We start from the raw sequence: 22,532 nt of genomic DNA on the forward strand, positions 1-22,532 counted from the left end.
GGTCGGTGTGGGAATGGGGGATAGGCCGAAAAACAAGAAGGCCGCGCTTTGCGGGCGCGGCCTTCTCGAAAACCTTGGCTGATGTCAGCTAATCAGCGATGGCGTCGGACACGGCGCAGCCCAGCATCGTCGCGGGTGCGACGACGGCAGATGGCGCGGCGGTGGGTCCGGTTCAGCTTCATGGCGCAGGGCCATACAGCCGAAAGGGCCGCGGTGTCAAGCGCCGGTCGCGCGTCATTCGACGCCATAGCGCGCGAATTCCGTCGTGATGTCGGACTGAATTGCCTGGGCGGCAGTGGTGTCGGCTTGCGCCGCGTCGCCGTCACCCTTCTTCCGCCGCGCGACGCCGCGGCCATAGAGCGAACTTGCAAGCTTCGGATTGATCTTCAACGCAGCGTCAAAATCCGCAATCGCAGCATCAAGTTCGCCGAGCTTCAGGCGACAGATTGCACGGCTGTCGAGCGTGTAGGGATCGTCCGGATTCCATTGCAGCGACTGCTCGCAATCGGCGAGCGCCTGCTGCGCCTGGCCCAGGATCACCTGCGTCAAGCAACGCGCATTGAACGCGGCCGCGTATTTCGCGTTGAACTTGATCGCATTGCTGAAATCATCGTATGCCCGCGGGTAATCCTGCCGTTCAAGATAGAGATTACCTCGTGCGTAATAGTCGCGGTAGCCGGCTGGATCGAGCCGCAGCGATTGATCGAAATCGGCCAGCGCCCGATCGACATCGCCGCGATCGCGAAACACCCGGGCGCGGTTGCCATAGGCCGCTGCATAGCGGGGATCCAGCCGCAGCGACGTATCGTAATCGGCCAGCGCGTGATCGAGATCGTTGCGGCCACGATAGGCATTGCCGCGATTGTAATAGGCAAGCGCGAACTTCGGATCGAGGCGGATGGCGCGATCATAATCGGCCATCGGGCGATCAGGCTCCTTGGCGTCGATGTAGGAATTGCCGCGATTGTTGTAGTACCAGGCATCGTCAGGGCTGAGGCGGATGGCTTCGTTGTAATCGGCGATGGCGAGAGCGGGTTCGCCACGGTCGCTGTGCGCGATACCGCGGTTGTAGCGCGCTATCTCATCCTGGGGATCGAGCGCGATGGCCTGATCGAGATCGGCGATGGCCGCATCGACATCGCCCTTGCGGCGATAGGCCTCACCACGGTTGGCCAGTCCCTTGCCACGCATCGGCGCGTACTTGATCACCTCCGTGAAGTCGGCGATCGCGCGATCGAGATCGTTGCTTTCGAGATAAGCGCCGCCACGGTTGAGGAAGGCGCCGGCGCGGTGCTTCTCCTTCAACTTGCGCAGGGCAAGCAGAAAGCTGCAGCCGCCAATGCGCTGCGCGGCGCCCTTCTTGCTGAAGCACCAGGCCTGCGCCGTGGCTTCGGAAGACGGCTGAGGCGCGGCGAGGGCCGCCGTCGTGGCGAGCGCCGGCACGAGTTGGATGAGGACGGCCGCAGCCAACCGGCCGCGCGCCAACAGTCGCTTCCATGATTGCCGCAAGACCAGGCTCCGCGCGGCCGGATGGCCGCCACTGCTTTGTGAGCCCAGGCCGCGGTGAGGTTCACGAGAACGGACGCCGTTTGGCATCCGCGGGGCCTTGGAGGATCGGACTGGAGCTAAAGCCTGATGAGATTAGGTTGAGCTGGAACGGCGTCGAAGGTTCACCTCTCCCTTGGGAGAGGTCGATTTGCGCAGCAAATCGGGTGAGGGGTTATGGTCTATCGAGAGAGCGAGAGCCCTCACCCGGATTGCTCCGGACGATGCTTCGCATCGCCGACCGCAATCCGACCTCTCCCCAACGGGGAGAGGTGAACCGAGACCGCGCCAAGCCGATTCAACCAAAACTCATCCCGCTTTAGAACCCCGCGACGCTGCCGTGCAGGTCGTATTCGTCGGCGCGCTCGATCTTGGCGGTGACGATCTCGCCGACCTTGAGCGGGCGGCGGCTGGTCAGATAGACGGCGCCGTCGATCTCCGGCGCGTCGGCCTTTGACCGGCCCTTGGCGACCGTCGGGCCGACCTCGTCGATGATCACCTGCTGGCGGGTGCCGACCTTGCGCTTCAGGCGGCGCGCGGAAATCTTCTGCTGCCGCGCCATCAGCGCGTTCCAGCGCTCCTGCTTGACCTCGTCGGGCACGGCATTGGGAATCGCATTCGACGTGGCGCCGGCGACCGGCTCGTATTTGAAGCAGCCGAGGCGATCGATCCCGGCTTCATCGAGCCAGTCGAGCAGATAGGCGAAATCGGCATCGGTCTCGCCGGGGAAGCCGACGATGAAGGTCGAGCGCAGCGTCAGCTCGGGGCATTGCTCGCGCCACTTCTGGATCCGCGCCAGCGTCTTCTCCTGCGCCGCCGGGCGCTTCATCGCGCGCAGCACGTCCGGGCTCGCATGCTGGAACGGGATGTCGAGATAGGGCAGCACCTTGCCCTCGGTCATCAGGCCGATGACCTCGTCGACATGCGGGTAGGGGTAGACATATTGCAGCCGCACCCAGGCGCCGAGCTCACCGAGCTCGTTGGCGAGGTCAAAGAACTTCGCGCGCACGCTGCGATCCTGCCACGGGCTCTCGGCATATTTCAGGTCGACGCCATAGGCCGAAGTGTCCTGCGAGATGACCAGCAATTCCTTGACGCCGGCTTTCACCAGTCTCTCGGCTTCACGCAGCACGTCATTGGCCGGCCGCGACACCAGGTCGCCGCGCAGCTTCGGAATGATGCAGAAGCTGCAGCGGTTGTTGCAGCCTTCGGATATCTTCAGGTAAGCGTAGTGCCGCGGCGTCAGCTTGACGCCCTGCGGCGGCACCAGGTCGATATGTGGATTGTGCGCCGGCGGCAGCGCGCGGTGCACGGCATCCAGCACGCTCTCATATTGCTGCGGGCCCGTGATCGAGAGCACGCCGGGATAGGCGCTCTCGATCTGCTCCGGTTCGGCGCCCATGCAGCCGGTGACGATGACCTTGCCGTTCTCGGCCATGGCTTCGCCGATCGCGGCCAGCGATTCCTGCTTGGCACTGTCGAGGAAGCCGCAGGTGTTGACGATGACGATGTCGGCGCCGTCATGCTTGCGCGCGAGCTCATAGCCCTCCGCGCGCAGCCGGGTGATGATGCGCTCGGAATCGACCAGCGCCTTGGGGCACCCCAAGGACACAAAGCTCACTTTCGGCGCGGCGGCCTCTTGCATATCTTCCCAAATCTGCCTGATTGATGGGCAGGAGCTAGTCCCAATTGCCGAGAATTACAACCCTTTCCGGGCGCTCCCGGCGTGATATGGATGGTCTTTGCCGGGCCTGAAGAGTTGTCGATGAGCGCTGAATCGTCTCCCAAGATCGTCATTGTCGACGAAAGCCCGATCCGCGCGGCCATCCTTGAGGAGGGGCTTCGGGAAGCCGGCTACACGGACGTGGTCCATATCAGCGAGATGCAGAGCCTGCTCTCGCGGATCTATGCGCTCGATCCCGACATCATCGTCATCGACCTCGAGAACCCCAGCCGCGACGTGCTGGAACAGATGTTCCAGGTCAGCCGTGCCGTCCGCCGGCCGATCGCGATGTTCGTCGACCAGAGCGATGCCGCCTCGATCCAGGCCTCGGTCGAGGCGGGCGTCTCCGCCTACATCGTCGACGGCCTCAAGAAGGAGCGCATGAAGCCGATCCTCGATCTCTGCGTGTCGCGCTTCAATGCCTTCGCCAAGCTGCAGGATGAGCTCGACCGCACCAAGCATGCGCTGGAGGAGCGCAAGGTGATCGACCGCGCCAAGGGTATCCTGATGAAGGTGAAGGGACTGACCGAGGAGGAGGCCTATGTGCTGATGCGCTCGACCGCGATGCGCGAGAAGAAGAAGATCGGGGAGATCGCGCAATCGATCCTGACGGCATCGGAGCTGTTGAAATGACCACACCCCTGCACGTCGGGTTCATTCCGCTGGTGGACGCTGCCGCATTGATCGTCGCCGTCGACAAGGGATTTGCCGCGGCCGAGGGCCTCGACGTCACCCTGGTGCGGGAAGTGTCGTGGTCGAACGTCCGCGACAAGCTCAATATCGGCCTGTTCGACGCGGCCCATCTGCTGGCGCCGGTCGCGATCGCCTCGAGTCTGGGGCTTGGCCACGTCAAGGTGCCGATCGCAGCGCCCTTCAATCTCGGGCTCAACGGCAACGCCATCACGGTATCGCCGGCGCTGCATGCCGCGCTGATGGAAGAGATCGACGGCGATCGTTTCGATCCGATGGCGACCGCACAGGCGCTTGCGCGGGTGGTCGCAAAGCGGCGCAGGAGCGAGGCCGAGCCGCTGACCTTCGGCATGACCTTCCCGTTCTCGACCCACAATTATCAATTGCGGTTCTGGATGGCAGCCGGCGGCGTCGATCCCGATGAGGACGTCCAGCTCGTGGTGCTGCCGCCGCCCTACATGGTCGACAGCCTCGCCAACGGCCACGTCGATGCGTTCTGCGTCGGCGCGCCCTGGAATTCGATCGCGGTCGATCTCGGCATCGGCCACATCCTGCATTTCGTCTCCGATATCCTGCTCAGCGCGGTGGAAAAGGTGCTGGCGGTGCGCCAGAGCTGGGCGGACAAGCATCCCGATGTCGTCGCCTCGTTGGTGCGCGCGCATCTGCGCGCTGCGGAGTTCATCGAGCAACCGGAGAACCGGCTCGAGGTCGCGCGGATGCTGGCGCAGCCCGAGCGGCTCGGCGTTGATGCCAGCGTCATCCAGCGCACGCTCGATGGTCGGCTGAAGGTCTCGCCGGACGGCACCATGCGTGAGAGCAACCGCTATCTGCTGGTCGGGCGCGAGGCAGCCGCGCGGCCGGACCCCGGGCAGGCGGCCTGGCTGTACGCCCAGATGGTGCGCTGGGGCCAGACGCCATATCGGCCGGAGGCGCTGAAGGCGGCCATGGCCGTGTTCAGGCCGGACCTTTACGATGCTGCGTCCGGGCGCCCGGCAGGCGCCTCCAACGCCATCGGCGCGTTCGCCGGTCCGCCGTTCGATCCCGCCGACGTCCCGAGCCATCTGGCTGCATTCAAGATCGGGCGCTGGAAGCCCTGAATGCGGCGCGCGGCGGCTCCTTTGCATGGGGTTGTTTTCGATATTTTCGGTTAGTGCGGGACTGGCGCGGGTTCCCGACGCCTCGAATTGCAACGAATAAGATTCTCGAGCCTGCGCTCGAGGAGGAATATTCCTCTCGGAACCGTGTTCCCGAAGGCGGCAGCGTCGCTATTTTTGCCACCCGCTTGAATTGCGGCGCGAACGATATTCCATATGCCCGAGAATGGGGCGTTGGAGATCGACCATGCGCGAGCTATCGGCGGAAGCCCGCCTGCACCTTTACGCGCGACAAGTTTCAAGGAAGTCCGGGACCGGAATTCAGACTGCGGCGCTGTACAGCGCCTTTGCCGTGATCGCGGCGATCGTGTTCGGCACGCTGTCCGTCCACCCGTTCTGAGACCTTCGGAAAATTCAAAAGCCGCCGTCTGAGCGATCAGGCGGCGGCTTTGTGTCGGCTGGATACGGGTCGCTCAGTAGCGGCCGTAACCGTATCCGTAGCCGTAACCGCTGCCGCAGGTGTTGCAGGTCTGCTGAACCGGCGCGTAGTAGGAATAGCCCGGCGAGACCATTTCGGTGCGCTCCTGCGTGGCGTATTGCGGCGCGATCCGCTCATAGGCGACGCCTTCGGGCGCGACCATCACGGTCCTCGGCACCATCACGGTACGATACTGCGCCGGCGTGCGATGCGCGACGACGCGGCCCGGGGCCACCATCACGGTTTCCTGCACCGTGCGATATTGCGGCGGCACGGTCTGCACCTGATAGCAGGTCGTGCAGGGCTGGGGCGGCGGCGTATAGCAGCTGTAGCAGCCGGCCGAGGCCGCGCTGGTGAAGGCGGCGGTGGCAACCGCGGCAATGGCGAGGGAGAGGCTGGTGCGGAACATGCTTTGGTACCCAATTTCCTGAGAGGACAATCAAAGGCTCGGAAGCTGCACCTAGCAATCAAACGGCAAGTTTGGGTTTAAGAAGACTCTTAACGGAATCTAAAGGGCCGGCGCGATGGCCGGCCCCTTCCGAATCGATACGCGCGCGGCTCAGTGCGCGGTCTTGAACGGCGCAACCGTGATGCCGGCCTGCTTCAGCGCTGCGCGCAGATCGCGCGCGATCTCGACCGCGCCATGCGTGTCGCCGTGGATGCAGACCGTGTCGGTCTGCATCTTGATCACCTTGCCGGTGACCGAGACGACGGCGCCATCCTGTACCATCCGCACCACGCGTTCGGCGATCGCCTTGGGATCGTGCAGCACCGCGCCGGGCTTCTTGCGCGACACCAGATTGCCGTCGTCCTCATAGGCGCGGTCGGCAAACACCTCATGTGCCATCCGTAAGTTCGCGGCCTCGCCGGCGCGCACCAGCTTCGAGTTTGCGAGCACCACGAACACGAGGCTCGGATCGACGGCCTTGATCGCATTGGCGATCGCCCGCGCGGTCATGTCGTCCTCGCAGGCGACGTTGGAGATCGCGCCATGCGCCTTCACATGGGTGACCTTGTGGCCGGCCGCGGTCGCGATCGCCTGCAAGGCGCCGATCTGGTAGGCGATCAGGTTCTCGATCTCCGAGGATGTCAGCCCCGGCATCGGACGGCGGCCAAAGCCATGCAGGTCGCGATAGCCGGGATGGGCGCCGACGCTGACACCGCGCGCCTTCGCGAGCTCGACCGTCTTGCGCATGATGTCGGCATCGCCGGCATGAAAGCCGCAGGCAACGTTGACCGAGGTCGCAAGCTCGATCATCGCCGCATCATTGCCCATTTCCCAGGGGCCAAAGCTTTCGCCGAGATCGCAATTGAGGTCGACAGTTTTGGTCATGACGATCGATCCGTTTGTTGTTGGTGGCTCTCGTGTTTGAGCATCGTCTTGTCGGAAAACCGCTTCGCACTTTTCCGGACGATGCTCTAGGGTACCGCAACTTGCCAGGTCGACACATCGACGGCGCTGATCGCCTGACCCGCGACATTCGCATCCCGCAGCGCTTCGATGTTGAGGCCAAGATCCTCAATGCCGCGAAGGCGGTCGGGCAGCGAATGCAGCAACGCGTGGAACTTGATCGCTTCGGCCTGCGCTTCCGCCATCGTCACCGCCTTGAAGCGGAACGGCCGGCCGGCCGAGATCTGCGCGAAGCGGCCGAAATCGGCTGTGATCACGGTCGCGATCTTCGGATAGCCGCCGCTGGTGCCGCGGTCCGGCATCAGCACGATCGGCTGGCCGTTGCCGGGCACCTGGATGCTGCCGTTCACAGTGCCGTCGGAAACGATGTTGTGGCCGTCGAGGTGCCTGATGACGGGGCCTTCGAGCCGGTAGCCCATGCGGTCGCTGGTGGCCGAGATCTTCCACTCGCTGTCGATGAACTGCTTCTTGTTGTCCTCGGCGAACTCGTCGTCCTGCGGGCCGAATACGATGCGGATCGGCGCATCCGTCGCGGCCGGCAATTCGATCCGGCGCTCGGGCGAGCCACTCGCGACCTGCGTCTTCAATTCGTCGCCGCTTTGCAGCGGCCGCGTGTAGGGGCTGCCGAGCCCGGCGCGGGCATTGACCGCAAGGCTGCCGAACATCGGCTCGCCTTCGATGCCGTGCTCGATCGCGAGATAGCTGAATGAGCCACCGCGCGCGAAGCCGAGATTGAGCGTCTCGCCTTCGGCGAGCGTCGCCGAACTGTCGAACGCGACCGGCCGGCCGGCGATGTCAGCGTTACGCGATGCGCCAGCGAGTCCGACGCGCACCGCGCCGCCGCGCGCAGTGAAGCTGGCGCCGAACGGACCGATCTCGACCGCGGCGGCGAGCAACTCGTTGCCGACCAGCGTATTGGCGGCCGCCAGCGAAAGCCGGTCCATCGCACCACTCGGCACCAGGCCATAGCGCTGCGAGCCCGGACGGCCGCCGTCCTGCACCGAGCTTGCCGGTCCGATCGAGGTGACGACGAGCTTGCTCATGGCGTCACCAGTTCTGCGACGAACGCGCCGGCATCGGCGGCGCGGTCCTGCTCGGCAAAGGTCTTGGCGTCGATCGCCGTGAAGGTGATGGCGTCGCCCGGCTCAAGCAGGAAGGTCGGATCACGATGCAATTGGTAGGTTCGCACCGGGGTGCGGCCGAGCAGGTGCCAGCCGCTCGGGCCGGCCAGGCACTGCACGCCGGTCTGGATGCCGCCGATCGAGATGGTTCCGGCCGGGGTCAGGAGCCGCGGGTCCTTGCGCCGGGGCATGTGCAGAAATTTCTGGAGCCCGCTGAGATAGGACCAGCCCGGCGTGAAGCCGATCATGGCGACGCGATAGTCGCCGGCGACGTGACGTGCCACGATCTCGTCGGGCGTCGTCCCGAGCGCCTTTGCGACGTCCTCGAGATCGATGCCGTGCTCGCCGCCGTAGGTGACCGGGATGCGCCAGCGCCGTGTTCCGGACTCGGACGGTGGCGCCTTGGCGGCGCGCAGCAGCAGTTGCGCGCCGAGTCGGTCGAAGCTGATCTGCACGGGATCGTAATGCACCAGCAGCGACCGGTAGGTCGGCACGGTCTCGGTGATCCCGGCGATCGGCTCGGCTGCGATCAGGCGGTCGAGCGCGAGCACGCGCCGGTTGGCGGCGTCGTCGATGGTGCGGCTGAATTCCACCGTGATGGCGGCATCGCCACTCGGCAAAAGGCGGGGAGGACTTAAGGGTTCGGCCATCTGGATCAAGCGGACTTCGTTGGCCATCAAGCTAGCGTGTTTCGAGTCAAAACGGAATTCGCTTCGTGCAAAATGATGCAGCAACTTCAATAAATTAATCGGCATGCCGGCGATAAATTTGGCTGATCGCAGCATTTTCAAGCAGCCCTTGACGCACGGCCTTTGCCCGGCAACATGCGCCGGTCTTTCCCTCCCATCGGAGCAAGCTTTCGAGATGTCACTGTCCGCCGAAGCGATCGCGACGCTGTCGCACGTGTCCACCGCCACCATCACCACGGTCCTGCTCAAGAAGGGCCTGCGCAACATCTGGATGCGCGGCACCAAGCCCTTGAAGCCCGGACAGAAGCGGCTGGTCGGACCGGCCTTCACGCTGCGCTTCGTGCCGGCCCGCGAGGATCTGGCGACGCCGGAATCCTGGTCGTCGCCGATCTCGACCCGCACCGCGATCGAGGCGATGCCGACGGGCTGCATCGCCGTGGTCGATGCCATGGGCATCACCGATGCCGGCATTTTCGGCGACATCCTCTGCGCGCGCATGGTCAAGCGCGGCGTGACGGCGTTGATCACCGACGGCGTGGTGCGCGACGTCGAAGGCGTGCTCGGCACCGGCCTGCCGGTGTGGTGTGACGGCTATGCCGCGCCGCCGTCGGTCGCAGGGCTGACCTTCGTCGGCTGGGGCGAACCGATCGGCTGCGGCGGCGTTGCCGTGTTTCCGAACGATGTGGTGGTGGCCGACCAGGACGGCGCGGTGCTGATCCCGCAGGCATTCCTGGATCACGTGCTGGCCGAAGGCCCTGAGCAGGAACGGATGGAAGCCTGGATCGTCAACGAGGTGAACAACGGCGCCCAGCTGCCCGGCCTGTATCCGATGAATGCCGAGACCAAGGCGCGCTACGCCGCAACCAAGAAATAACGTCAAGAGAGGGAGGTAACCCCATGGATATCCACGTTTCCGGCTCGCGGCCGACCCGCCGCGCGCCGAAGGAGCATTTCACCGGCAGCGTGCTGCAGGACCCGATCAACATGGCGCCGGCGCCGGCCCGGCTGAACGCCTCGCGGGTGTCGTTCGAGCCCGGCGCACGCACCGCCTGGCACACCCATCCGCTCGGGCAGACGCTCTACGTGATCTCGGGCATTGGCCGTGTGCAGGCCAAGGGCGGGCCGATCCGGGAGATCCGCCCCGGCGACGTGGTCTGGATTCCGCCGAACGAGAAGCACTGGCACGGCGCTTCGGCTGACAACAGCATGACCCACATCGCCATGCAGGAGGCGCTCGACGGCGTGTTCTCGACCTGGATGGAGCACGTCACCGACGAGGAATACAACGGCAAGGTCGGCTGAGCCGTCGCTGCTGGTCACAAGAGGAAGGCCCCGCTCGATCGAGCGGGGCCTTTGCTTTTCTGATGCGGTCGATCAATTCACCCGCGTCCAGGTCTGGCCGCCGCAGAACATGCCGCCGAACGCGCAGCCCTGCACGCGCAAGGTGTCGGGGCTCTTCAATGCGATGGTGGAATCGTAGGTGCTGCCGCTGTTCGGATCGAAGATGCGGCCGCTCCACTTGTCCTTGCCCGGCTTCATGTTGATCAAAACCTGCTCGCCGTTGGCGTTCGACTTCTTGTCGACTGAATAACCGCAGAGATTGGCGCCGCACTGCTCGATGCGGACCTTGCCTTCCTTTTCTTCAGTCAACCAGACGCCGACCGGCGAGTTGGCTGCCTGCACGGGATTCGCTGCAGGCTTGGGTGCAGGCGATGCGGCGCCGACCGTTGGCGAAGGGATGGGACTCGCCGCCGGCGCTGCGCTTTGCTGGACAACAGGTGGCGTCGGTGGTGGTGGTGAGGTCGCCGCCGAAGCCGGAGGTGGCGCGACGCTCGTGTTCGCGGGCTCTGTCGTTGCACCTGTCGGCGCCGGCGCCACCGGGGCCGCGGCCTGATCAACCGGAGCCGAAGAGGGCGATGCAGTGGCCGCGGGGGGCGTGACGGGCGGAGACGGAGAATCCGTCCTGGCGTCCTTCGGAGCCGTCTCGCGCTTCTGCTCGGCGTCCTTGTGCTTGGCGCGCTTGGAACTGCGGCCGGTATTGTCGTAGACGCCGGGGATCGAGACCGTTCCACGATCCGGATCGATGCGGATGGTGCGGCCGCCGTAATCGAACGTGTATTGTGCCTGCGCTGTCACCGTGCTCGCCAGCACAAGCGTGGCGATCGCCAGAAGCTTCTTCATCTCGATCTCCAGTGCAGGGAATCCCGTTCGCAAGGCTATTTGGTGGCCGCCTCGTTGAACGTGCCCCAGATCACGGTCAAAACATGAGTCGAGTCCTGAGAGCTTAGGTTCAAAGCATTGGATCGCGGTTCGGTTTCAGGCCGTGCGCATCAATTTTTGGGCACGCGGGTCTAACGCCGCAGGCTATTCGAACCACGCAGTGTAGATCTTCGCGTAGCTGCCGTCTTCGTGCGTGATGTGAAGCCACTGATCGACGAACGCCTTCAAGGCGACGTCGCGTTGCATCCAGTAGGCCTTTTCCGCGAAGTCGAACGGCTTGTCGGGATGCACGGCGCAGAGCACGCCGGGATGCAGCTTCTGCTGATAGCGCGTCTCGGACGCGTCGGTCATCATCAGGTCGGCATCGCCCTTGGCGATCTCGTCGAAGATTTTGGTGTTGTCGTTGAAGACGCGGATATCGGCGGTCTTCACATTGGCGCGCGCAAAGCGCTCGTTGGTGCCGCCGGGATTGACGATGACGCGGGTGCCCGGCTTGTCGATCTCGGCGAGCGTCTCAAACTTGCCTTTGTCCGCGCAGCGCGCGATCGGCGTCTTGCCCTCGCGCATGATCGGCGTCGAGAACAGGCCCTTCTTCTGCCGGTCGAAGGTGATGGAGACGCCGCCCATCGCGATGTCGAAATTGTCGGCCTCGAAATCCCTGGTCATTTGCGGCCACGATGTCGGCACGAATTCGACCTTGACGCCGAGCGCCTTGCCGAGCGATTGCGCCATGTCGACGTCGAAGCCGCGAAATGCCTTGGTCTCCTTGTCGAGCGCCGTGAAGGGCAAATAGTCGCCGGTCATCCCGACGCGCAACGTGCCGCGCTTGACGATCTCATCGAGCCGGGATGGCGCCTGCTGCGCATGCGCGGCGGAAAGAAGCAAAGCGAGAGCGAGGCCGGCCAGCGCGCGAAACATCAGAGGTCTCCGTCAATTTCGATGACATGTCGTTGCGGAGCATTTAGACCAGATGGAACGATCGAGCCAGCATCGCGGGGGCAAAAGTGACCATCTCGCTCCATGAAGCATCCGTCGGCGTTTATGTGCCGTATCTGCGCAATCTTTCCGCGCTGCTCGATCATGCCGAGGCGCACTGCAGGGCGCGCAAGTTCGATCCCGACGTGTTGCTCGGCATGCGGCTCGCGCCGAACATGTACAGTCTTCGCCAGCAGATCGGGGAGGCGAACCGGCACGTTGTGCTGAGCTGCGCGTTGCTGGCGGGCTGCGTGCCGCTCGCCTTCGCGGAGGCGGAGCCGGACATTGCGGAGTTGAGAGCGCGGATTGCCGCCACGATTGATTTTGCGCAGGGCCTGCCACGGGAGGTGATCGACGCCGCCGCCGATAGGGATGTCGTCTTCACGTTCCGCAGCGGCGCGACCAGGCCATTCACCGGCAAGTCCCTGATCCTGACCTTCAGCGTTCCGCAGTTCTTCTTCCATGTCGCAACCGCCTACGACATCCTGCGCCATGCCGGCGTCGATCTCGCGAAGAAGGACTTTCTCGGACCGCCGAGGCCGCCGCAGGGTTAGGCCTCGTTGCCGTCCCGGCTCATCCGCAGGGCGGCAGCGGTGCGGCTGGCGATCTCGTGCTTGAAATGCTCGAAGCGCCGCCGCGCTTCGGTCTCGCGATCGTCGACGAATTTGATCGCGGCGTCCCGGTCCATGGGACCGTTGACCAGAGGGACCGATCCTGCGCCGACGGTCTCGTCGACATAGTACTGGGCGCCGTCCTGGCGCACCGTCCAGCGGAAGCGCAGCGCGGCCATTGGGCCTGGTCCGGACTTGGAATAGCCATTGGCCTCGATCGGTTGAGGCGGCTGGATCGGCTCCGGCTCTGGCGCGCTCGGCCCGGGTTCACTCAGCTCGGGCTCACTCGGCTCAGCCTGCGCGACCGGCTGAGACTGTTCGGTCGGCGCGGCCTCCTCGATCGGTGCCGGCTCGACGGCAGCCGGTTCGGCGGGCGCGGCCTCGATGGTCACGGTCTTGATGGATACGGTCTCGACGGTAACGACTTCGACCGACGAGGGCAGGGGCGGTGGCATCGCGATGGAGACCGGCGGACCCTCAGTCGGCTCAGATGCCTTGTCCGTCGTCTTGTCGGGCGACGTGGCCTTCTCGGGAGGTGTCTTGGTCTGATCGAGAATGCTCGCGATCGCGGCGAGCGCATTGTCGGTCGGGTCACTCACGGTTCGCTCTCCCAGGCACGACGCCGGCGGAATCGCGCCGACGCCCTTCCTATCTACCTGATCTGACTATCCTTTGTCAGCCAGGCGCTTCGCTTGATGGCGCTAGGCGCAGACCGGCGGCCGGCGGTCCTTCCAGGGACGAACCTGCTCGAGCTGGCCGGCCAGGCGGAACAGCAGTCCTTCCTCGCCAAGCTTGGCCGCGAACATCATGCCGAGCGGCAGCCCTGCCTTGTTCCAGGCCAGCGGCATCGACATCGCCGGCTGCCCGGACATGTTGAACATCGAGGTGCCGGGCATGTAGCGGCGCAGCACCGGCGCGATGTGGGACAGATCCTCGGACATCGTGTTCAACTCGCCGAGGCGGAGCGGCGGCGCGCACAGCGTCGAGCTGAGGAAGACGTCGCATCCCTCGAAGAAGGTCGCGAGCCCGCGCGAGACCTGGAATGCCGCAAGCTGCGCGGCGACATAGTCGGCCGGGACCATCTTGGCCGAGTTCTGGCCGCTCGCCAGCGTCAGCCGCTCGACATCGTCCGACGTCAGCGCGCGCCCGAACCGCTGCTCAAGTAGGCGGATGGTCAGCGCCGTGTTGCCGCCGACGATCGTGGCCATGAGCGCGGCGGGATCGGCCGCAAGCGGCGGCGCGCGCTCCTCGACATGATGGCCGAGGCCAGCCAGCAGCTTGGCGATATCGCGGACCGCCGCTGATATCTCCGGATCAATGGCATCGCCATAGGGCGACTTGTCGGTGAAGCTGATGCGCAGCTGGCCGGGATCGCGGCCGACTTCCTGCGAGAACGGCCGCTCCGGCGGCGGCGCGACGTAGAGGCTCGACGGCTCCGGGCCGTGGATCGCGTCCATCATGACCGCGCTGTCGCGGACGCTGATGCTGAGCACATGGCCGACGGAGAATCCGCCCCAGCCTTCGCCACGATCGGGACCGCAGGGGTTGCGGGCGCGCGTCGGCTTCATGCCGAACACGCCGCAGGCGGAGGCTGGAATCCGGATCGAGCCGCCGCCGTCGCTGGCATGCGCGACGGGCAGGATACGTGCCGCGACCGCAGCCCCGGCGCCGCCGGACGAACCGCCGGAGGAATGCTCGAGATTCCAGGGATTGCGGGTCGGGCCGAACAGACGGGATTCCGTCGTCGGCATCAGACCGAATTCCGGGCTCGCGCTCTTGCCGAAGATCGCAAGACCCGCATCGAGGAAGCGCTGGGTCAGCGTCCCGTTGTGGTCTGCGACGAAGTCCTTCAGCAGGCTGGCGCCCGAGGTGGTGCGGGTGCCTTCGAGCAGATCGAGGTCCTTCAGCAGGAACGGAACGCCGGTGAACGGGCCGTCAGGCAAGCCTTTGGCGATCTGGCGCTCGGCATAGTCGTAATGCTTGACGACGACCGCGTTGATCTTGGGGTCTATGGCCGCGGTGCGGGTGATCGCCTCGTCGAGCAGCTCCTTGGGCGTTACGTCCTTGTTGCGGACGAGCTCGGCGAGACCGACCGCATCGTAGTTGCCGAATTCCTTGAAGGCCATGTGCATGCTCCGCATCGCCGGGCCGACCTCGCAGGATCGGCCGCGGCGCAACTAGAGCACGATCCGGAAAAGTGTGAAGCGGTTTTTCCGAAAAGATCGTGCTCAAACAACAAACCAAAGCGCGATGACCTATCTCATCGCGCTTCTGGAAGGCTGAAAGCTCAGCCGAGGACGTCCTGATTGATTACATTCTGACGCAGCGGATTGCCGTCCAGGACGCTCAGGATATTGCGCGCGGTCTGCTCGCTCATGCGATCGACGGCCTCGATGGTCACGCCCGCGACGTGCGGTGCCATGATCACGTTCGGCAGGGCGTGCAGGGGCTGGCCGACCGGCGGCGGCTCGACCTCGAACACGTCAAGGCCGGCGCCGGCGAGCTTGCCCGACACCAGCGCGTCGTGCAGCGCCTTCTCGTCGACGATGCCGCCGCGGGCCGTGTTGATGAGATACGCGGTCGGCTTCATCAGCCTGATCCGCGCGGCATTGAACAGGCCGACAGTCTCGGGCGACTTCGGGCAATGGATGGTGACGAAATCCGCCCGCGGCAGCGCCGCCTCAAGGCTCGGCACAGCCTCACAGCCGGCCGCGGTAATCTCGCTGGCGGGCTTGTAGGGATCGTAGACCAGCACGTTCATTTCCATCGCAAGGCAACGCTTGGCGGTGCGGGTGCCGATGCGGCCGAAACCGACGATCAGGACCGTCTTGCCGTAGAGGTCGAACGGCAGCACGCCGAGCCGGCTCGCCCAGGTGCCGTCCTTCACCATCGTGTGCATTTCCTGCGCGCGCTTGGCCAGCGTCAGCATCATGAACAAGGCATGCTCTGCGACCGACGGCGAGTTCGCGGTGCCTGCGACCATCAGCGGCACCTTGCGGGCCGACAGCGCGGGCACGTCGACGGCGTCGTAGCCGACGCCGATCCGGGTCACCACCAGCATGCCCTTGGAGGCCTCGAGCTCGGCTTCGCCGAAGCGGGTCGCGCCGAGCGCGACCCCGTGGACCGGCGCATGCTGCTCCAGCATCGCCTGGAAGTCCTTGGCCGAGATCAGGTTGGGAAATTCGATGAGTTCGACGTCGTCCCGCTCGTTGAGGAGGACCCGTGCCCCGGGAGACAGAGTCTGGGTGATGAAAATCTTCTTCTTGTTGGTGGCCATTTCCTGCCCTTGAGGTTTTTTGTGCGCCGTCAAAGGACGGCGCCGGTCACCTCGTTTAGCAAATGCATATTGTTGAGGTCCACAGCCAATCGGAGCGGGCTGCCATCCTGCGCGCCCGCATTGGGGCTGACCCGGCCGCAGACCTGGCTGCCCTCGAGCGTGAAATAGACCAGGGTCTCCATCCCCATCGGCTCGGTGACGTCGAGCACCGCGTCGAACGGCTCGACGCCCGGTTCGGCATGCGGCCGCGCCTCCATGACGTGCTCGGGCCGGATGCCGAGCAGCAGTCTGTCGGTGCGGGAGAGGGCCTGGTAGCGGGCCGCGCGCGCGGGCGGCAGCGCGAAGGCGAGGCGGTCGGTCAGCCGCACGTTGAGCTTGCCGCCGACGTCCTCGAGCCGGCATGGCACGAAGTTCATCGCGGGCGAGCCGATGAAGCTCGCGACGAACCGGGTCGCCGGCTTGTGATAGAGCTCGTTGGGCGTGCCGATCTGCTCGATCCTGCCATGGTTCATCACCACGACGCGGTCGGCCAGCGTCATCGCTTCGACCTGGTCGTGGGTGACGTAGACGGTCGTGGTGCGGACCTTCTGATGCACCTTCTTGATCTCGATCCGCATCTGCACCCGGAGCTTGGCGTCGAGATTGGACAGCGGCTCGTCGAACAGGAACACCTTCGGATTGCGTACGATGGCGCGGCCCATCGCCACTCGCTGGCGCTGGCCGCCGGAGAGCTGCTTGGGCTTGCGGTCGATCAGGTCGGTGATGTCGAGCATCCGGGCGGCTTCGGTGACCCGGCTCTTGATCTCGGCCTTGGGGTAGTTCTTCAGCCGCAGCCCGAACGACATGTTCTCCGCGACGGTCATGTGCGGATACAGCGCATAGTTCTGGAACACCATCGCGATGTCGCGGTCCTTCGGCGGCACGTCGTTGACGACATCGCCGCCGATCATGATGTCGCCGTCGGAAATGTCCTCAAGGCCGGCGATCATCCGCAGCGTCGTCGACTTGCCGCAGCCGCTCGGCCCGACCAGCACCACGAACTCATGGTCGGCGATATCGAGGTCGATGCCGCGCACCGCCTCGACCTCGTCGTAACGCTTCACCACCTTGCGCAAACTCACGTCGGCCATGAATTCCTATCCTTGTCGCGTTCAACCCTTTGTCGCACCGGCGGTCAGGCCGGCAATGTAGTAGTCCATCAGGAAGGCGTAGATGATCAGCGGCGGCGCGGCGCCGAGCAGGGCGCCGGTCATGATCTGTCCCCAATTGAAGACGTCACCCTTGATCAGGGTGGTGATGATGCCGACCGGCAGCACCAGCTGGTCGGTCGAGGTGGTGAACACGAGGGGATAGAGGAACTGGGCCCAGGAGACCGTGAAGGCGAAGATCGTCGCCGCGATCAGGCCGGGCAGCGCGACCGGGATGAATATCCGGGTCAGCGTCTGGAACCAGCTCGCGCCATCGATGATCGCGGCCTCGTCGAGCTCCTTCGGGATCGAGGCGAAATAGCCGATCATGATCCAGGTGCAGAACGGCACCGTCAGCGTCGGATAGATGAACAGCAGCACGTACCAGCGATTGACCAGCTGGATGCCGGTCCAGTCGCCGAACACCGCGAACATCTTGAACAGCGGGATGAACAGCAGGCTGTCGGGGATGAGATAGGTGAGGAACACGCCGGTCGCGAGCGTCGCCGAGCCCCAGAATTTCATCCGCGCCAGTGCGAAGGCGGCCGGCACGCTGATCAGCATTGTGATGGTGACCACGATGATCGAGACCCAGGCCGAATTCCAGAAGAAGCGCAGGAACTGGTTCGAGGTGAGCAGCTCGATGTAATTGCTGAGTGTCGGATGATAGACCCACCACGGGTTGGTCGCCGCCGAGATCTCGGCGCTGCTCTTGAGCGACGTGATCAGCATGTAGAGCGGCGGCGTCAGCGAGAAGATCGCAAACAGGATCAGGAAGAAGTAGGACCAGCGCAGCGCCCAGGTCCGGTCGCGGCTCATGCTGCCGTATTTGACCTTGCGGGTCGGTCCGGACTTGTCGATCGTCACCGTGCTCATCAGGATTCGTTCCCGCGTTTGGTGATGTCGCGCAGGATGAAGATCGCCGCGATCGCGAGGATCGGCACCATGAACAGCGAGACGCTGGCGCCGAGCGGAATGTCGCTGCCCTCGATGCCGACGCGGAACGCCCAGGTCGCGAAGATGTGGGTGTGGTCGAGCGGACCGCCAGCGGTCAGGATGCGCACGATGTCGAAATTCGCGAAGGTCACGATCAGCGAGAACAGCGTCGTGATCGCGATGATGTTGCGCATCATCGGGAGCGTCACGTACCAGATGCGCTGCCACCAATTGGCGCCGTCGATCGCGGCGGCCTCATAGAGCTGCTCGGGTACCGATTTCAATGCCGCCAGATACATGATCATGAAGAACGGCGCGCCGTACCAGACGTTGACCAGGATCACCGAGAAGCGCGCCCACATCGCATCGCCGGTCCACGGAATCGGACCGATGCCGAAGAACGACAGCGTGTAGTTGAATGCGCTGTAGGAGGGGTCGAACAGCCATAGCCAGGCCAGCGTGCTCATGGCCGGCGGGATCACCCAGGGCACCAGCAGCATGCCGCGCCACTTGCGCTGCTTGTTGGCGGGGACGTTGTGCACGAAATGCGCAACGATGAAGCCGATCAGCGCTTTGAAGATCACCGCGGAGATCGCGAAAATGCAGGATTGCTTGACCACCAACCAGAAGGTTTCACGCTTGAACAGGAACTCGAAATTGCCGAAGCCGACGAACTTCGTCATCGCCTTGTTCAGCGTCGCGAGGTGCAGGGAATAGAGTGCCGGATAGATCACCAGAATCGCGATCAGGAGGATCAACGGCAGCGTCATCAGGAACGCCGACATCGACTTGCGCCGCAGCGCGTTGCGCAGGCCGACACGCCTTCGCCCTGACTGGGCCGCCGCTGTGCGGTTGGGCTGGAATGCGACATCAACCATAACGCAGGTCCCTCGCGCGGGTTGGTTGCACAGCTCGCCGGTTCGGCGGCCGGGAAGTAGAGACGAGAACTCGCGCGGCCAGTACTAAAGGCGGTCGCGCGAGAGCTCGCCTGTCGTCAGCTTCGCATGAAGCCTTCGCACTCGCCTTCGGCCCAGGCGAGCGTCTTTTCCATGGCCTCACCCTGGTGGTACCGCAGGCACATCTTGGTCAGCGTGGCCTGGAAGTAGATCTGTTGGGCGACCTTGGGCGGCGCGGGCGAGGCCGCGATCGATAGCGTCTGGTGCTTGTAGGGGTTCGGGTAGTGGTAGAGCGTGCCCTTCGGTGGTCCGATCTCTTCCCAGACCTTCAGCGTCGTGAGCTTTTCGTAAGCCGGCAGGTCGTAGCCGCCGCTCGCAACCACCATCTTCTCGATCGATGCGGGTTGTGACAGGAACGACAGCAGGCTCTTGGCCGCCTCCTTGTTCTTGGAGAACGACCAGATCGACCAGAAGAACGGCAGGTAGGGTGCGAAGCGTCCCTTCGGCCCCGCCGGGAACCCGTGCGTCCAGCATTGCTCCGCGACCTGAGGGGCATCGCGCTTGGCGACCGCCCACGCGCTCGGGGGATTCAAGATCATCGAGCCCTTGCCCGCGACCAGCCACTTGTTGTTGGAGGCATCGTCCCACGCCGAGACGTCAGGCGGCAGGAAGGCGATCAGCTTCTTGTAGTAGTCGAGCGCCTGGCGCACCGCGTCGGTCTTGACCGTGAGGTTGCCCTTGGCATCGACCAACTGCGCGCCGAACGACTGGAAGATCGCGCCGGCGGTGTCGACACTGTCGCTGGTCTCGCCGAGGCCGATGCCGAACGGGAAGCCCGCCTTGTGGCAGGCTTCGGCCGCCTTGAGGAACGTGTCGAGGGTCCAGTTATCAGCTTTCGGCGGGCTTCCAGCGGGGTACATCTCCTGGACGTCGATGTTGGCGTATTTCTTCATCAGGTCGATGCGCGAGCAGGGGCCCTTGATCTGGCTGCCGACGCTGGCGGGAACACCGAGCCATTTGCCGTCGGCCTGGCCCAGATACTTCACCGTGCCGTTGACGTCGCCGTTCAGCTTGATCAGCGGGTCCATGATGTCGTTGACCGGCTCGAGCAGCTCGGCATTGGCCTGTGGCCACCATGTCGGCATCTGGAAGATATCGTGACCGGATTTCGCCTGCGCCTCGGCGGCGATGGTGACGATGTTCTTGTTGCCCTGGCTGGTGATGTAGTCGAGCTGGACCTCGACCTTTTCCTTGGCGGCCCATTCATTGACGAGCTCGGTGGAGGCACTGTTCGCGCCCGGCACCCAGTGATCCCAGAAGCCCATCGAGAGCTTGCCGGCTGCGTAGGCGCCACGCACGTAGGGGGCTGTGATGAGCGCCGCCGATGACAGCGCTGTCGCCGCAACGAATTCTCGGCGCGAAAGCTTCTTCCGTGACATGGCATTCCCTCCCTGGTAGCCGACGGACAAAAGACTTTTTTGAATCCCGATGTTGTTTTTGTGCGTCGCGTTCGCGCGACGTCGCGGGATTTCGTTCACACCGATCAGAACAGAATTGCCGGCGGCTGTCGAGAAACGAGATGCCTGTGCCACGTAGTACTAACGTTGTGGTCAAATCGCAGGCAGCGTCATCGACGTCACCGCGATTGCCGGCGGGATTGCGGCGCTTCTTGCAATCATGCTGCGACGCACCCGAAGGTTGGCGCGGCCGTGATCGCGGCCGGTGCGCGGTTGAGCCGCAGCTTTCCGGCCAAGCCTGACCGATCCGTGTTCGGTCATGTTGATGCCCAGCCCGGCCGATAGACTTGCCGAAGGTGGAGACGATAAAGTCGGATTCGTCGAGCCTACCCCCGCTTCTATTCTGCAATCCACCATCGATCACGGAGACCCGACCATGCTCATCCCCGTAGCGAAGCTGCGAGCACGATGGAGATTGTGCGCCGCGGTTGGGGCCGCCACCGTCACGCTGCTTGTAGTGCCCCATATGGTCGATGCGCAGATCGTGCAGGGTGTCGAGCAGGGCGCGCGCGAAGGCAACAAGGCTGCCGGACCGGTTGGCGGGGTTCTGGGCGGAGCCATCGGCGGCGTGGTCGGGGTTGTGACCGGCGTGACCGGGGTGTTGACCGGCAACAATGGCAACCCGAATGCCGGTAGCGGCAAGAACGCACAGGCTCCGGCGTCCGGTGACAAGCAGGGCGCCAAAGCCGCCAAATCGGCCAAGGCTGCCGCCAAGGACAAGGGCGCGAAGCAAGCGCCGACCGTCCTGACCCAGGCCGGCGCACCGCAACTCACGGCCGAACAGATCGTCGCCAATAGCGACGCCAACATCGAGCGGATCAAGAAGGAACTCAACCTGACGCCGGAGCAGGAGAAGAACTGGGCCGGCTTCAACAGTGCGATGCACTATCTCGGGCACAATGGCGCCGACCGGCTCAACTTGCGCATTGCACGCGCGCAGCGCGATCCGCCCGACGACATCATCGAGCAGATGCGCAACGAGGCCCAGTTCCTCAATGATCGCGCGGTCGATCAGCGCGGCGTCGCCGACGCGGCCGAGCCGCTTTATGCCAGTCTCGACGACAAGCAGAAACAAATCTTCATCAATGAAATGGTCCGCCTCAGCCACGAGCGCGGGCTAGACTGAGGACTTTTCGACCGCGAAGTGGGGACGAATAGCCGGGCCACCATGCCCTGGGGTAGGTTGAAGGCGCAGCACCCGGCTATTCTGCCGCAGCGGCGCGGCCCGGTTAATTCGTCATTCAATGTTGAAGAAAAACCGACCGGATCACGCCCGAGTGATGGCCGAGTCTGGGCCTTGTCGGGAACCGATTTCGCTATGGGAAATATTGGCCGGCGCTTGCGTCGGCCGCTTGTTGAGCAACGTAATCCCGCGAAGGCCGCTTCAGCTCATTTCGGTTCAGCTCTTGGGGAAGTTCAGCTCCACACCGACACCGTCAGGATCGTAGAGGAAGATCTGGGTGTCGCCGGTGCGTGGCACGATCTGCTCACGGAACGCGACGTTCTTCGCCTGCAGGCGCTTGCGCACGGCGTCGACGTCGGTGGCGGCAAAGGCAATATGGTCGAGCCGGCCGGTGTCTTCGTATTTCTTCTCGGTACCGCGTACGACGATGCCGTCGCGCGGCTTGCGGGTGCCCATCAAATGGACAGTGGCCTGGCCGCCGGAATAGAGCCAGTAACCGGGGAAATCGAGCGGCGGACGGTCGCCATTCTCGAGCCCGAGCACATCGCAATAGAACTCCTTGGTCTTCTCCAGATCCTGCGGTTCGATGGTGAAATGCTGCAGTCCGCCCAACGGCATGGTTCTTCTCCTTGAGAGTTCAGACGAAGCTGAGGTCGGCCTCGACGCCAAGCATCCAGGCGCCGACGGTCTCGAAATGGCTGAAACGGCCCTGCAATTGCTGCGTCACGGTGTGGATGTCGCGGAAGCGCCGTTCCAGCGGGTGGCCGTCGAAGATCGCGGTGGCGCCGGCCGTGTTGTAGGTGAAGTCCACGGCCTCGCGCGCCTTATGGATGGCGTGCGTCGCCGCCATCCGGATCGTCATGCGCTGTGCGACCGTGATGCTGTGGCCGGCAACCAGGTCCTTCCAGATGTCCGCCATCGATTGCAGCAGGAAGGCGCGGGCGGCGCGCAGATTGACCTCGGCCTGGGCGAGGCCGGA

At 64.3% G+C, this 22,532-nt stretch carries 23 protein-coding genes and 1 pseudogene; 7 read left to right on the forward strand and 17 right to left on the reverse strand.

Annotation, left to right across the window (positions count from 1 at the left end):
• Positions 1-234: 234 nt before the first annotated feature.
• The gene (locus QMZ05_RS18075) at positions 235-1,509 is read right to left on the reverse strand and encodes a tetratricopeptide repeat protein (RefSeq protein WP_353701981.1); all 1,275 of its coding nucleotides are present in this window, start codon (positions 1,507-1,509) and stop codon (positions 235-237) included.
• A 355-nt stretch (positions 1,510-1,864) separates the two neighbouring features.
• Positions 1,865-3,190: a 30S ribosomal protein S12 methylthiotransferase RimO gene (rimO, locus tag QMZ05_RS18080; protein ID WP_353701982.1), complete on the reverse strand. Its 1,326-nt coding sequence runs from the start codon at positions 3,188-3,190 to the stop codon at positions 1,865-1,867.
• Positions 3,191-3,310: 120 nt separating this feature from the next.
• Here rimO and QMZ05_RS18085 point away from each other — a divergent pair, with 120 nt between their 5' ends.
• The 3 genes from QMZ05_RS18085 (at position 3,311) to QMZ05_RS18095 (ending at position 5,452) form a co-directional block, all read left to right on the forward strand.
• Entirely contained in the window at positions 3,311-3,901 is a 591-nt protein-coding gene (locus QMZ05_RS18085) for an ANTAR domain-containing protein (RefSeq protein ID WP_074130515.1), read from the forward strand.
• Positions 3,898-5,055, forward strand: a complete 1,158-nt coding sequence (locus QMZ05_RS18090; RefSeq protein ID WP_353701983.1) for a CmpA/NrtA family ABC transporter substrate-binding protein — start codon at positions 3,898-3,900, stop codon at positions 5,053-5,055. Before QMZ05_RS18085 ends, QMZ05_RS18090 begins: the two co-directional genes overlap by 4 nt.
• A 244-nt stretch (positions 5,056-5,299) precedes the next feature.
• A complete protein-coding gene (locus tag QMZ05_RS18095) occupies positions 5,300-5,452 on the forward strand; it encodes a hypothetical protein (protein WP_353701984.1) in 153 nt (50 codons plus the stop codon).
• A gap of 73 nt (positions 5,453-5,525) precedes the next feature.
• Here QMZ05_RS18095 and QMZ05_RS18100 read toward each other — a convergent pair whose 3' ends face one another.
• The 4 genes from QMZ05_RS18100 to pxpB all read right to left on the reverse strand — a co-directional run bounded on the left by QMZ05_RS18100 (position 5,526) and on the right by pxpB (position 8,712).
• Positions 5,526-5,939, reverse strand: a complete 414-nt coding sequence (locus tag QMZ05_RS18100; protein ID WP_353701985.1) for a hypothetical protein — start codon at positions 5,937-5,939, stop codon at positions 5,526-5,528.
• 150 nt (positions 5,940-6,089) lie between these two features.
• Complete coding sequence (locus tag QMZ05_RS18105; protein WP_279705805.1) at positions 6,090-6,863, reverse strand: LamB/YcsF family protein; 774 nt, start codon at positions 6,861-6,863, stop codon at positions 6,090-6,092.
• An 86-nt stretch (positions 6,864-6,949) separates the two neighbouring features.
• Positions 6,950-7,984 carry a biotin-dependent carboxyltransferase family protein gene (locus tag QMZ05_RS18110; RefSeq protein WP_353701986.1) on the reverse strand — a complete coding sequence of 345 codons (1,035 nt, stop codon included), beginning with the start codon at positions 7,982-7,984 and terminating at the stop codon, positions 6,950-6,952.
• Positions 7,981-8,712: a 5-oxoprolinase subunit PxpB gene (gene pxpB / locus QMZ05_RS18115; RefSeq protein WP_353701999.1), complete on the reverse strand. Its 732-nt coding sequence runs from the start codon at positions 8,710-8,712 to the stop codon at positions 7,981-7,983. Before pxpB ends, QMZ05_RS18110 begins: the two co-directional genes overlap by 4 nt.
• Before the next feature lie 214 nt (positions 8,713-8,926).
• Here pxpB and QMZ05_RS18120 point away from each other — a divergent pair, with 214 nt between their 5' ends.
• Both QMZ05_RS18120 and QMZ05_RS18125 read left to right on the forward strand, forming a co-directional pair.
• Positions 8,927-9,625 (forward strand): ribonuclease activity regulator RraA, encoded by a 699-nt coding sequence (locus tag QMZ05_RS18120; RefSeq protein ID WP_074130519.1) that lies wholly within the window; start codon positions 8,927-8,929, stop codon positions 9,623-9,625.
• Positions 9,626-9,648: 23 nt separating this feature from the next.
• On the forward strand, positions 9,649-10,053 hold the full coding sequence (locus QMZ05_RS18125) for a cupin domain-containing protein (RefSeq protein ID WP_353701987.1): 405 nt from the start codon (positions 9,649-9,651) through the stop codon (positions 10,051-10,053).
• 72 nt (positions 10,054-10,125) lie between these two features.
• Here the strand turns inward: QMZ05_RS18125 and QMZ05_RS18130 are convergent, their stop codons facing one another.
• Both QMZ05_RS18130 and QMZ05_RS18135 read right to left on the reverse strand, forming a co-directional pair.
• A complete protein-coding gene (locus tag QMZ05_RS18130) occupies positions 10,126-10,932 on the reverse strand; it encodes a DUF2147 domain-containing protein (protein ID WP_353701988.1) in 807 nt (268 codons plus the stop codon).
• A gap of 183 nt (positions 10,933-11,115) precedes the next feature.
• On the reverse strand, positions 11,116-11,889 hold the full coding sequence (locus QMZ05_RS18135; RefSeq protein ID WP_353701989.1) for a transporter substrate-binding domain-containing protein: 774 nt from the start codon (positions 11,887-11,889) through the stop codon (positions 11,116-11,118).
• A gap of 86 nt (positions 11,890-11,975) precedes the next feature.
• Here QMZ05_RS18135 and QMZ05_RS18140 point away from each other — a divergent pair, with 86 nt between their 5' ends.
• The gene (locus QMZ05_RS18140; protein ID WP_353701990.1) at positions 11,976-12,500 is read left to right on the forward strand and encodes a DUF1993 domain-containing protein; all 525 of its coding nucleotides are present in this window, start codon (positions 11,976-11,978) and stop codon (positions 12,498-12,500) included.
• Here QMZ05_RS18140 and QMZ05_RS18145 read toward each other — a convergent pair.
• From QMZ05_RS18145 to QMZ05_RS18175, 7 genes are all read right to left on the reverse strand, one after another.
• Positions 12,497-13,156 carry a hypothetical protein gene (locus tag QMZ05_RS18145; RefSeq protein WP_353701991.1) on the reverse strand — a complete coding sequence of 220 codons (660 nt, stop codon included), beginning with the start codon at positions 13,154-13,156 and terminating at the stop codon, positions 12,497-12,499. The genes QMZ05_RS18140 and QMZ05_RS18145 overlap by 4 nt on opposite strands.
• 102 nt (positions 13,157-13,258) lie before the next feature.
• Positions 13,259-14,683: an amidase gene (locus QMZ05_RS18150; RefSeq protein WP_353701992.1), complete on the reverse strand. Its 1,425-nt coding sequence runs from the start codon at positions 14,681-14,683 to the stop codon at positions 13,259-13,261.
• A gap of 161 nt (positions 14,684-14,844) precedes the next feature.
• The gene (locus tag QMZ05_RS18155; protein ID WP_353701993.1) at positions 14,845-15,834 is read right to left on the reverse strand and encodes a hydroxyacid dehydrogenase; all 990 of its coding nucleotides are present in this window, start codon (positions 15,832-15,834) and stop codon (positions 14,845-14,847) included.
• Between the two features lie 29 nt (positions 15,835-15,863).
• Positions 15,864-16,964: a sn-glycerol-3-phosphate ABC transporter ATP-binding protein UgpC gene (gene ugpC, locus QMZ05_RS18160; protein WP_050423684.1), complete on the reverse strand. Its 1,101-nt coding sequence runs from the start codon at positions 16,962-16,964 to the stop codon at positions 15,864-15,866.
• Positions 16,965-16,985: 21 nt separating this feature from the next.
• A complete protein-coding gene (locus tag QMZ05_RS18165) occupies positions 16,986-17,897 on the reverse strand; it encodes a carbohydrate ABC transporter permease (RefSeq protein WP_353701994.1) in 912 nt (303 codons plus the stop codon).
• Positions 17,897-18,835 carry a sugar ABC transporter permease gene (locus QMZ05_RS18170; protein WP_353701995.1) on the reverse strand — a complete coding sequence of 313 codons (939 nt, stop codon included), beginning with the start codon at positions 18,833-18,835 and terminating at the stop codon, positions 17,897-17,899. The genes QMZ05_RS18165 and QMZ05_RS18170 overlap by 1 nt, the downstream gene beginning before the upstream one ends.
• A 116-nt stretch (positions 18,836-18,951) precedes the next feature.
• The gene (locus QMZ05_RS18175) at positions 18,952-20,292 is read right to left on the reverse strand and encodes an extracellular solute-binding protein (protein WP_353701996.1); all 1,341 of its coding nucleotides are present in this window, start codon (positions 20,290-20,292) and stop codon (positions 18,952-18,954) included.
• Positions 20,293-20,836: 544 nt separating this feature from the next.
• On the opposite strand from QMZ05_RS18175, the gene QMZ05_RS18180 reads away from it, so the two are divergent.
• The gene (locus QMZ05_RS18180; RefSeq protein WP_353702000.1) at positions 20,837-21,496 is read left to right on the forward strand and encodes a Spy/CpxP family protein refolding chaperone; all 660 of its coding nucleotides are present in this window, start codon (positions 20,837-20,839) and stop codon (positions 21,494-21,496) included.
• A gap of 273 nt (positions 21,497-21,769) precedes the next feature.
• Here the strand turns inward: QMZ05_RS18180 and QMZ05_RS18185 are convergent, their stop codons facing one another.
• Together QMZ05_RS18185 and QMZ05_RS18190 are read right to left on the reverse strand one after the other, a co-directional pair.
• Complete coding sequence (locus QMZ05_RS18185; protein WP_353701997.1) at positions 21,770-22,171, reverse strand: VOC family protein; 402 nt, start codon at positions 22,169-22,171, stop codon at positions 21,770-21,772.
• Positions 22,172-22,190: 19 nt separating this feature from the next.
• Positions 22,191-22,532: pseudogene (locus QMZ05_RS18190) on the reverse strand (acyl-CoA dehydrogenase); the annotation flags it as partial.

Source organism: Bradyrhizobium sp. INPA03-11B (assembly GCF_040446015.1).
GTDB lineage: Bacteria > Pseudomonadota > Alphaproteobacteria > Rhizobiales > Xanthobacteraceae > Bradyrhizobium > Bradyrhizobium macuxiense_A.

What these genes read in the sequence shown, in the direction of transcription:
- rimO (WP_353701982.1), bottom strand. Translation starts at nt 3,190, where the DNA reads ATGCAAGAGGCCGCCGCGCCGAAAGTGAGCTTTGTGTCCTTGGGGTGC.
- QMZ05_RS18085 (WP_074130515.1), top strand. Translation starts at nt 3,311, where the DNA reads ATGAGCGCTGAATCGTCTCCCAAGATCGTCATTGTCGACGAAAGCCCG.
- QMZ05_RS18090 (WP_353701983.1), top strand. Translation starts at nt 3,898, where the DNA reads ATGACCACACCCCTGCACGTCGGGTTCATTCCGCTGGTGGACGCTGCC.
- QMZ05_RS18095 (WP_353701984.1), top strand. Translation starts at nt 5,300, where the DNA reads ATGCGCGAGCTATCGGCGGAAGCCCGCCTGCACCTTTACGCGCGACAA.
- QMZ05_RS18100 (WP_353701985.1), bottom strand. Translation starts at nt 5,939, where the DNA reads ATGTTCCGCACCAGCCTCTCCCTCGCCATTGCCGCGGTTGCCACCGCC.
- QMZ05_RS18105 (WP_279705805.1), bottom strand. Translation starts at nt 6,863, where the DNA reads ATGACCAAAACTGTCGACCTCAATTGCGATCTCGGCGAAAGCTTTGGC.
- QMZ05_RS18110 (WP_353701986.1), bottom strand. Translation starts at nt 7,984, where the DNA reads ATGAGCAAGCTCGTCGTCACCTCGATCGGACCGGCAAGCTCGGTGCAG.
- pxpB (WP_353701999.1), bottom strand. Translation starts at nt 8,712, where the DNA reads ATGGCCGAACCCTTAAGTCCTCCCCGCCTTTTGCCGAGTGGCGATGCC.
- QMZ05_RS18120 (WP_074130519.1), top strand. Translation starts at nt 8,927, where the DNA reads ATGTCACTGTCCGCCGAAGCGATCGCGACGCTGTCGCACGTGTCCACC.
- QMZ05_RS18125 (WP_353701987.1), top strand. Translation starts at nt 9,649, where the DNA reads ATGGATATCCACGTTTCCGGCTCGCGGCCGACCCGCCGCGCGCCGAAG.
- QMZ05_RS18130 (WP_353701988.1), bottom strand. Translation starts at nt 10,932, where the DNA reads ATGAAGAAGCTTCTGGCGATCGCCACGCTTGTGCTGGCGAGCACGGTG.
- QMZ05_RS18135 (WP_353701989.1), bottom strand. Translation starts at nt 11,889, where the DNA reads ATGTTTCGCGCGCTGGCCGGCCTCGCTCTCGCTTTGCTTCTTTCCGCC.
- QMZ05_RS18150 (WP_353701992.1), bottom strand. Translation starts at nt 14,683, where the DNA reads ATGGCCTTCAAGGAATTCGGCAACTACGATGCGGTCGGTCTCGCCGAG.
- QMZ05_RS18155 (WP_353701993.1), bottom strand. Translation starts at nt 15,834, where the DNA reads ATGGCCACCAACAAGAAGAAGATTTTCATCACCCAGACTCTGTCTCCC.
- ugpC (WP_050423684.1), bottom strand. Translation starts at nt 16,964, where the DNA reads ATGGCCGACGTGAGTTTGCGCAAGGTGGTGAAGCGTTACGACGAGGTC.
- QMZ05_RS18165 (WP_353701994.1), bottom strand. Translation starts at nt 17,897, where the DNA reads ATGAGCACGGTGACGATCGACAAGTCCGGACCGACCCGCAAGGTCAAA.
- QMZ05_RS18170 (WP_353701995.1), bottom strand. Translation starts at nt 18,835, where the DNA reads ATGGTTGATGTCGCATTCCAGCCCAACCGCACAGCGGCGGCCCAGTCA.
- QMZ05_RS18175 (WP_353701996.1), bottom strand. Translation starts at nt 20,292, where the DNA reads ATGTCACGGAAGAAGCTTTCGCGCCGAGAATTCGTTGCGGCGACAGCG.
- QMZ05_RS18180 (WP_353702000.1), top strand. Translation starts at nt 20,837, where the DNA reads ATGGTCGATGCGCAGATCGTGCAGGGTGTCGAGCAGGGCGCGCGCGAA.
- QMZ05_RS18185 (WP_353701997.1), bottom strand. Translation starts at nt 22,171, where the DNA reads ATGCCGTTGGGCGGACTGCAGCATTTCACCATCGAACCGCAGGATCTG.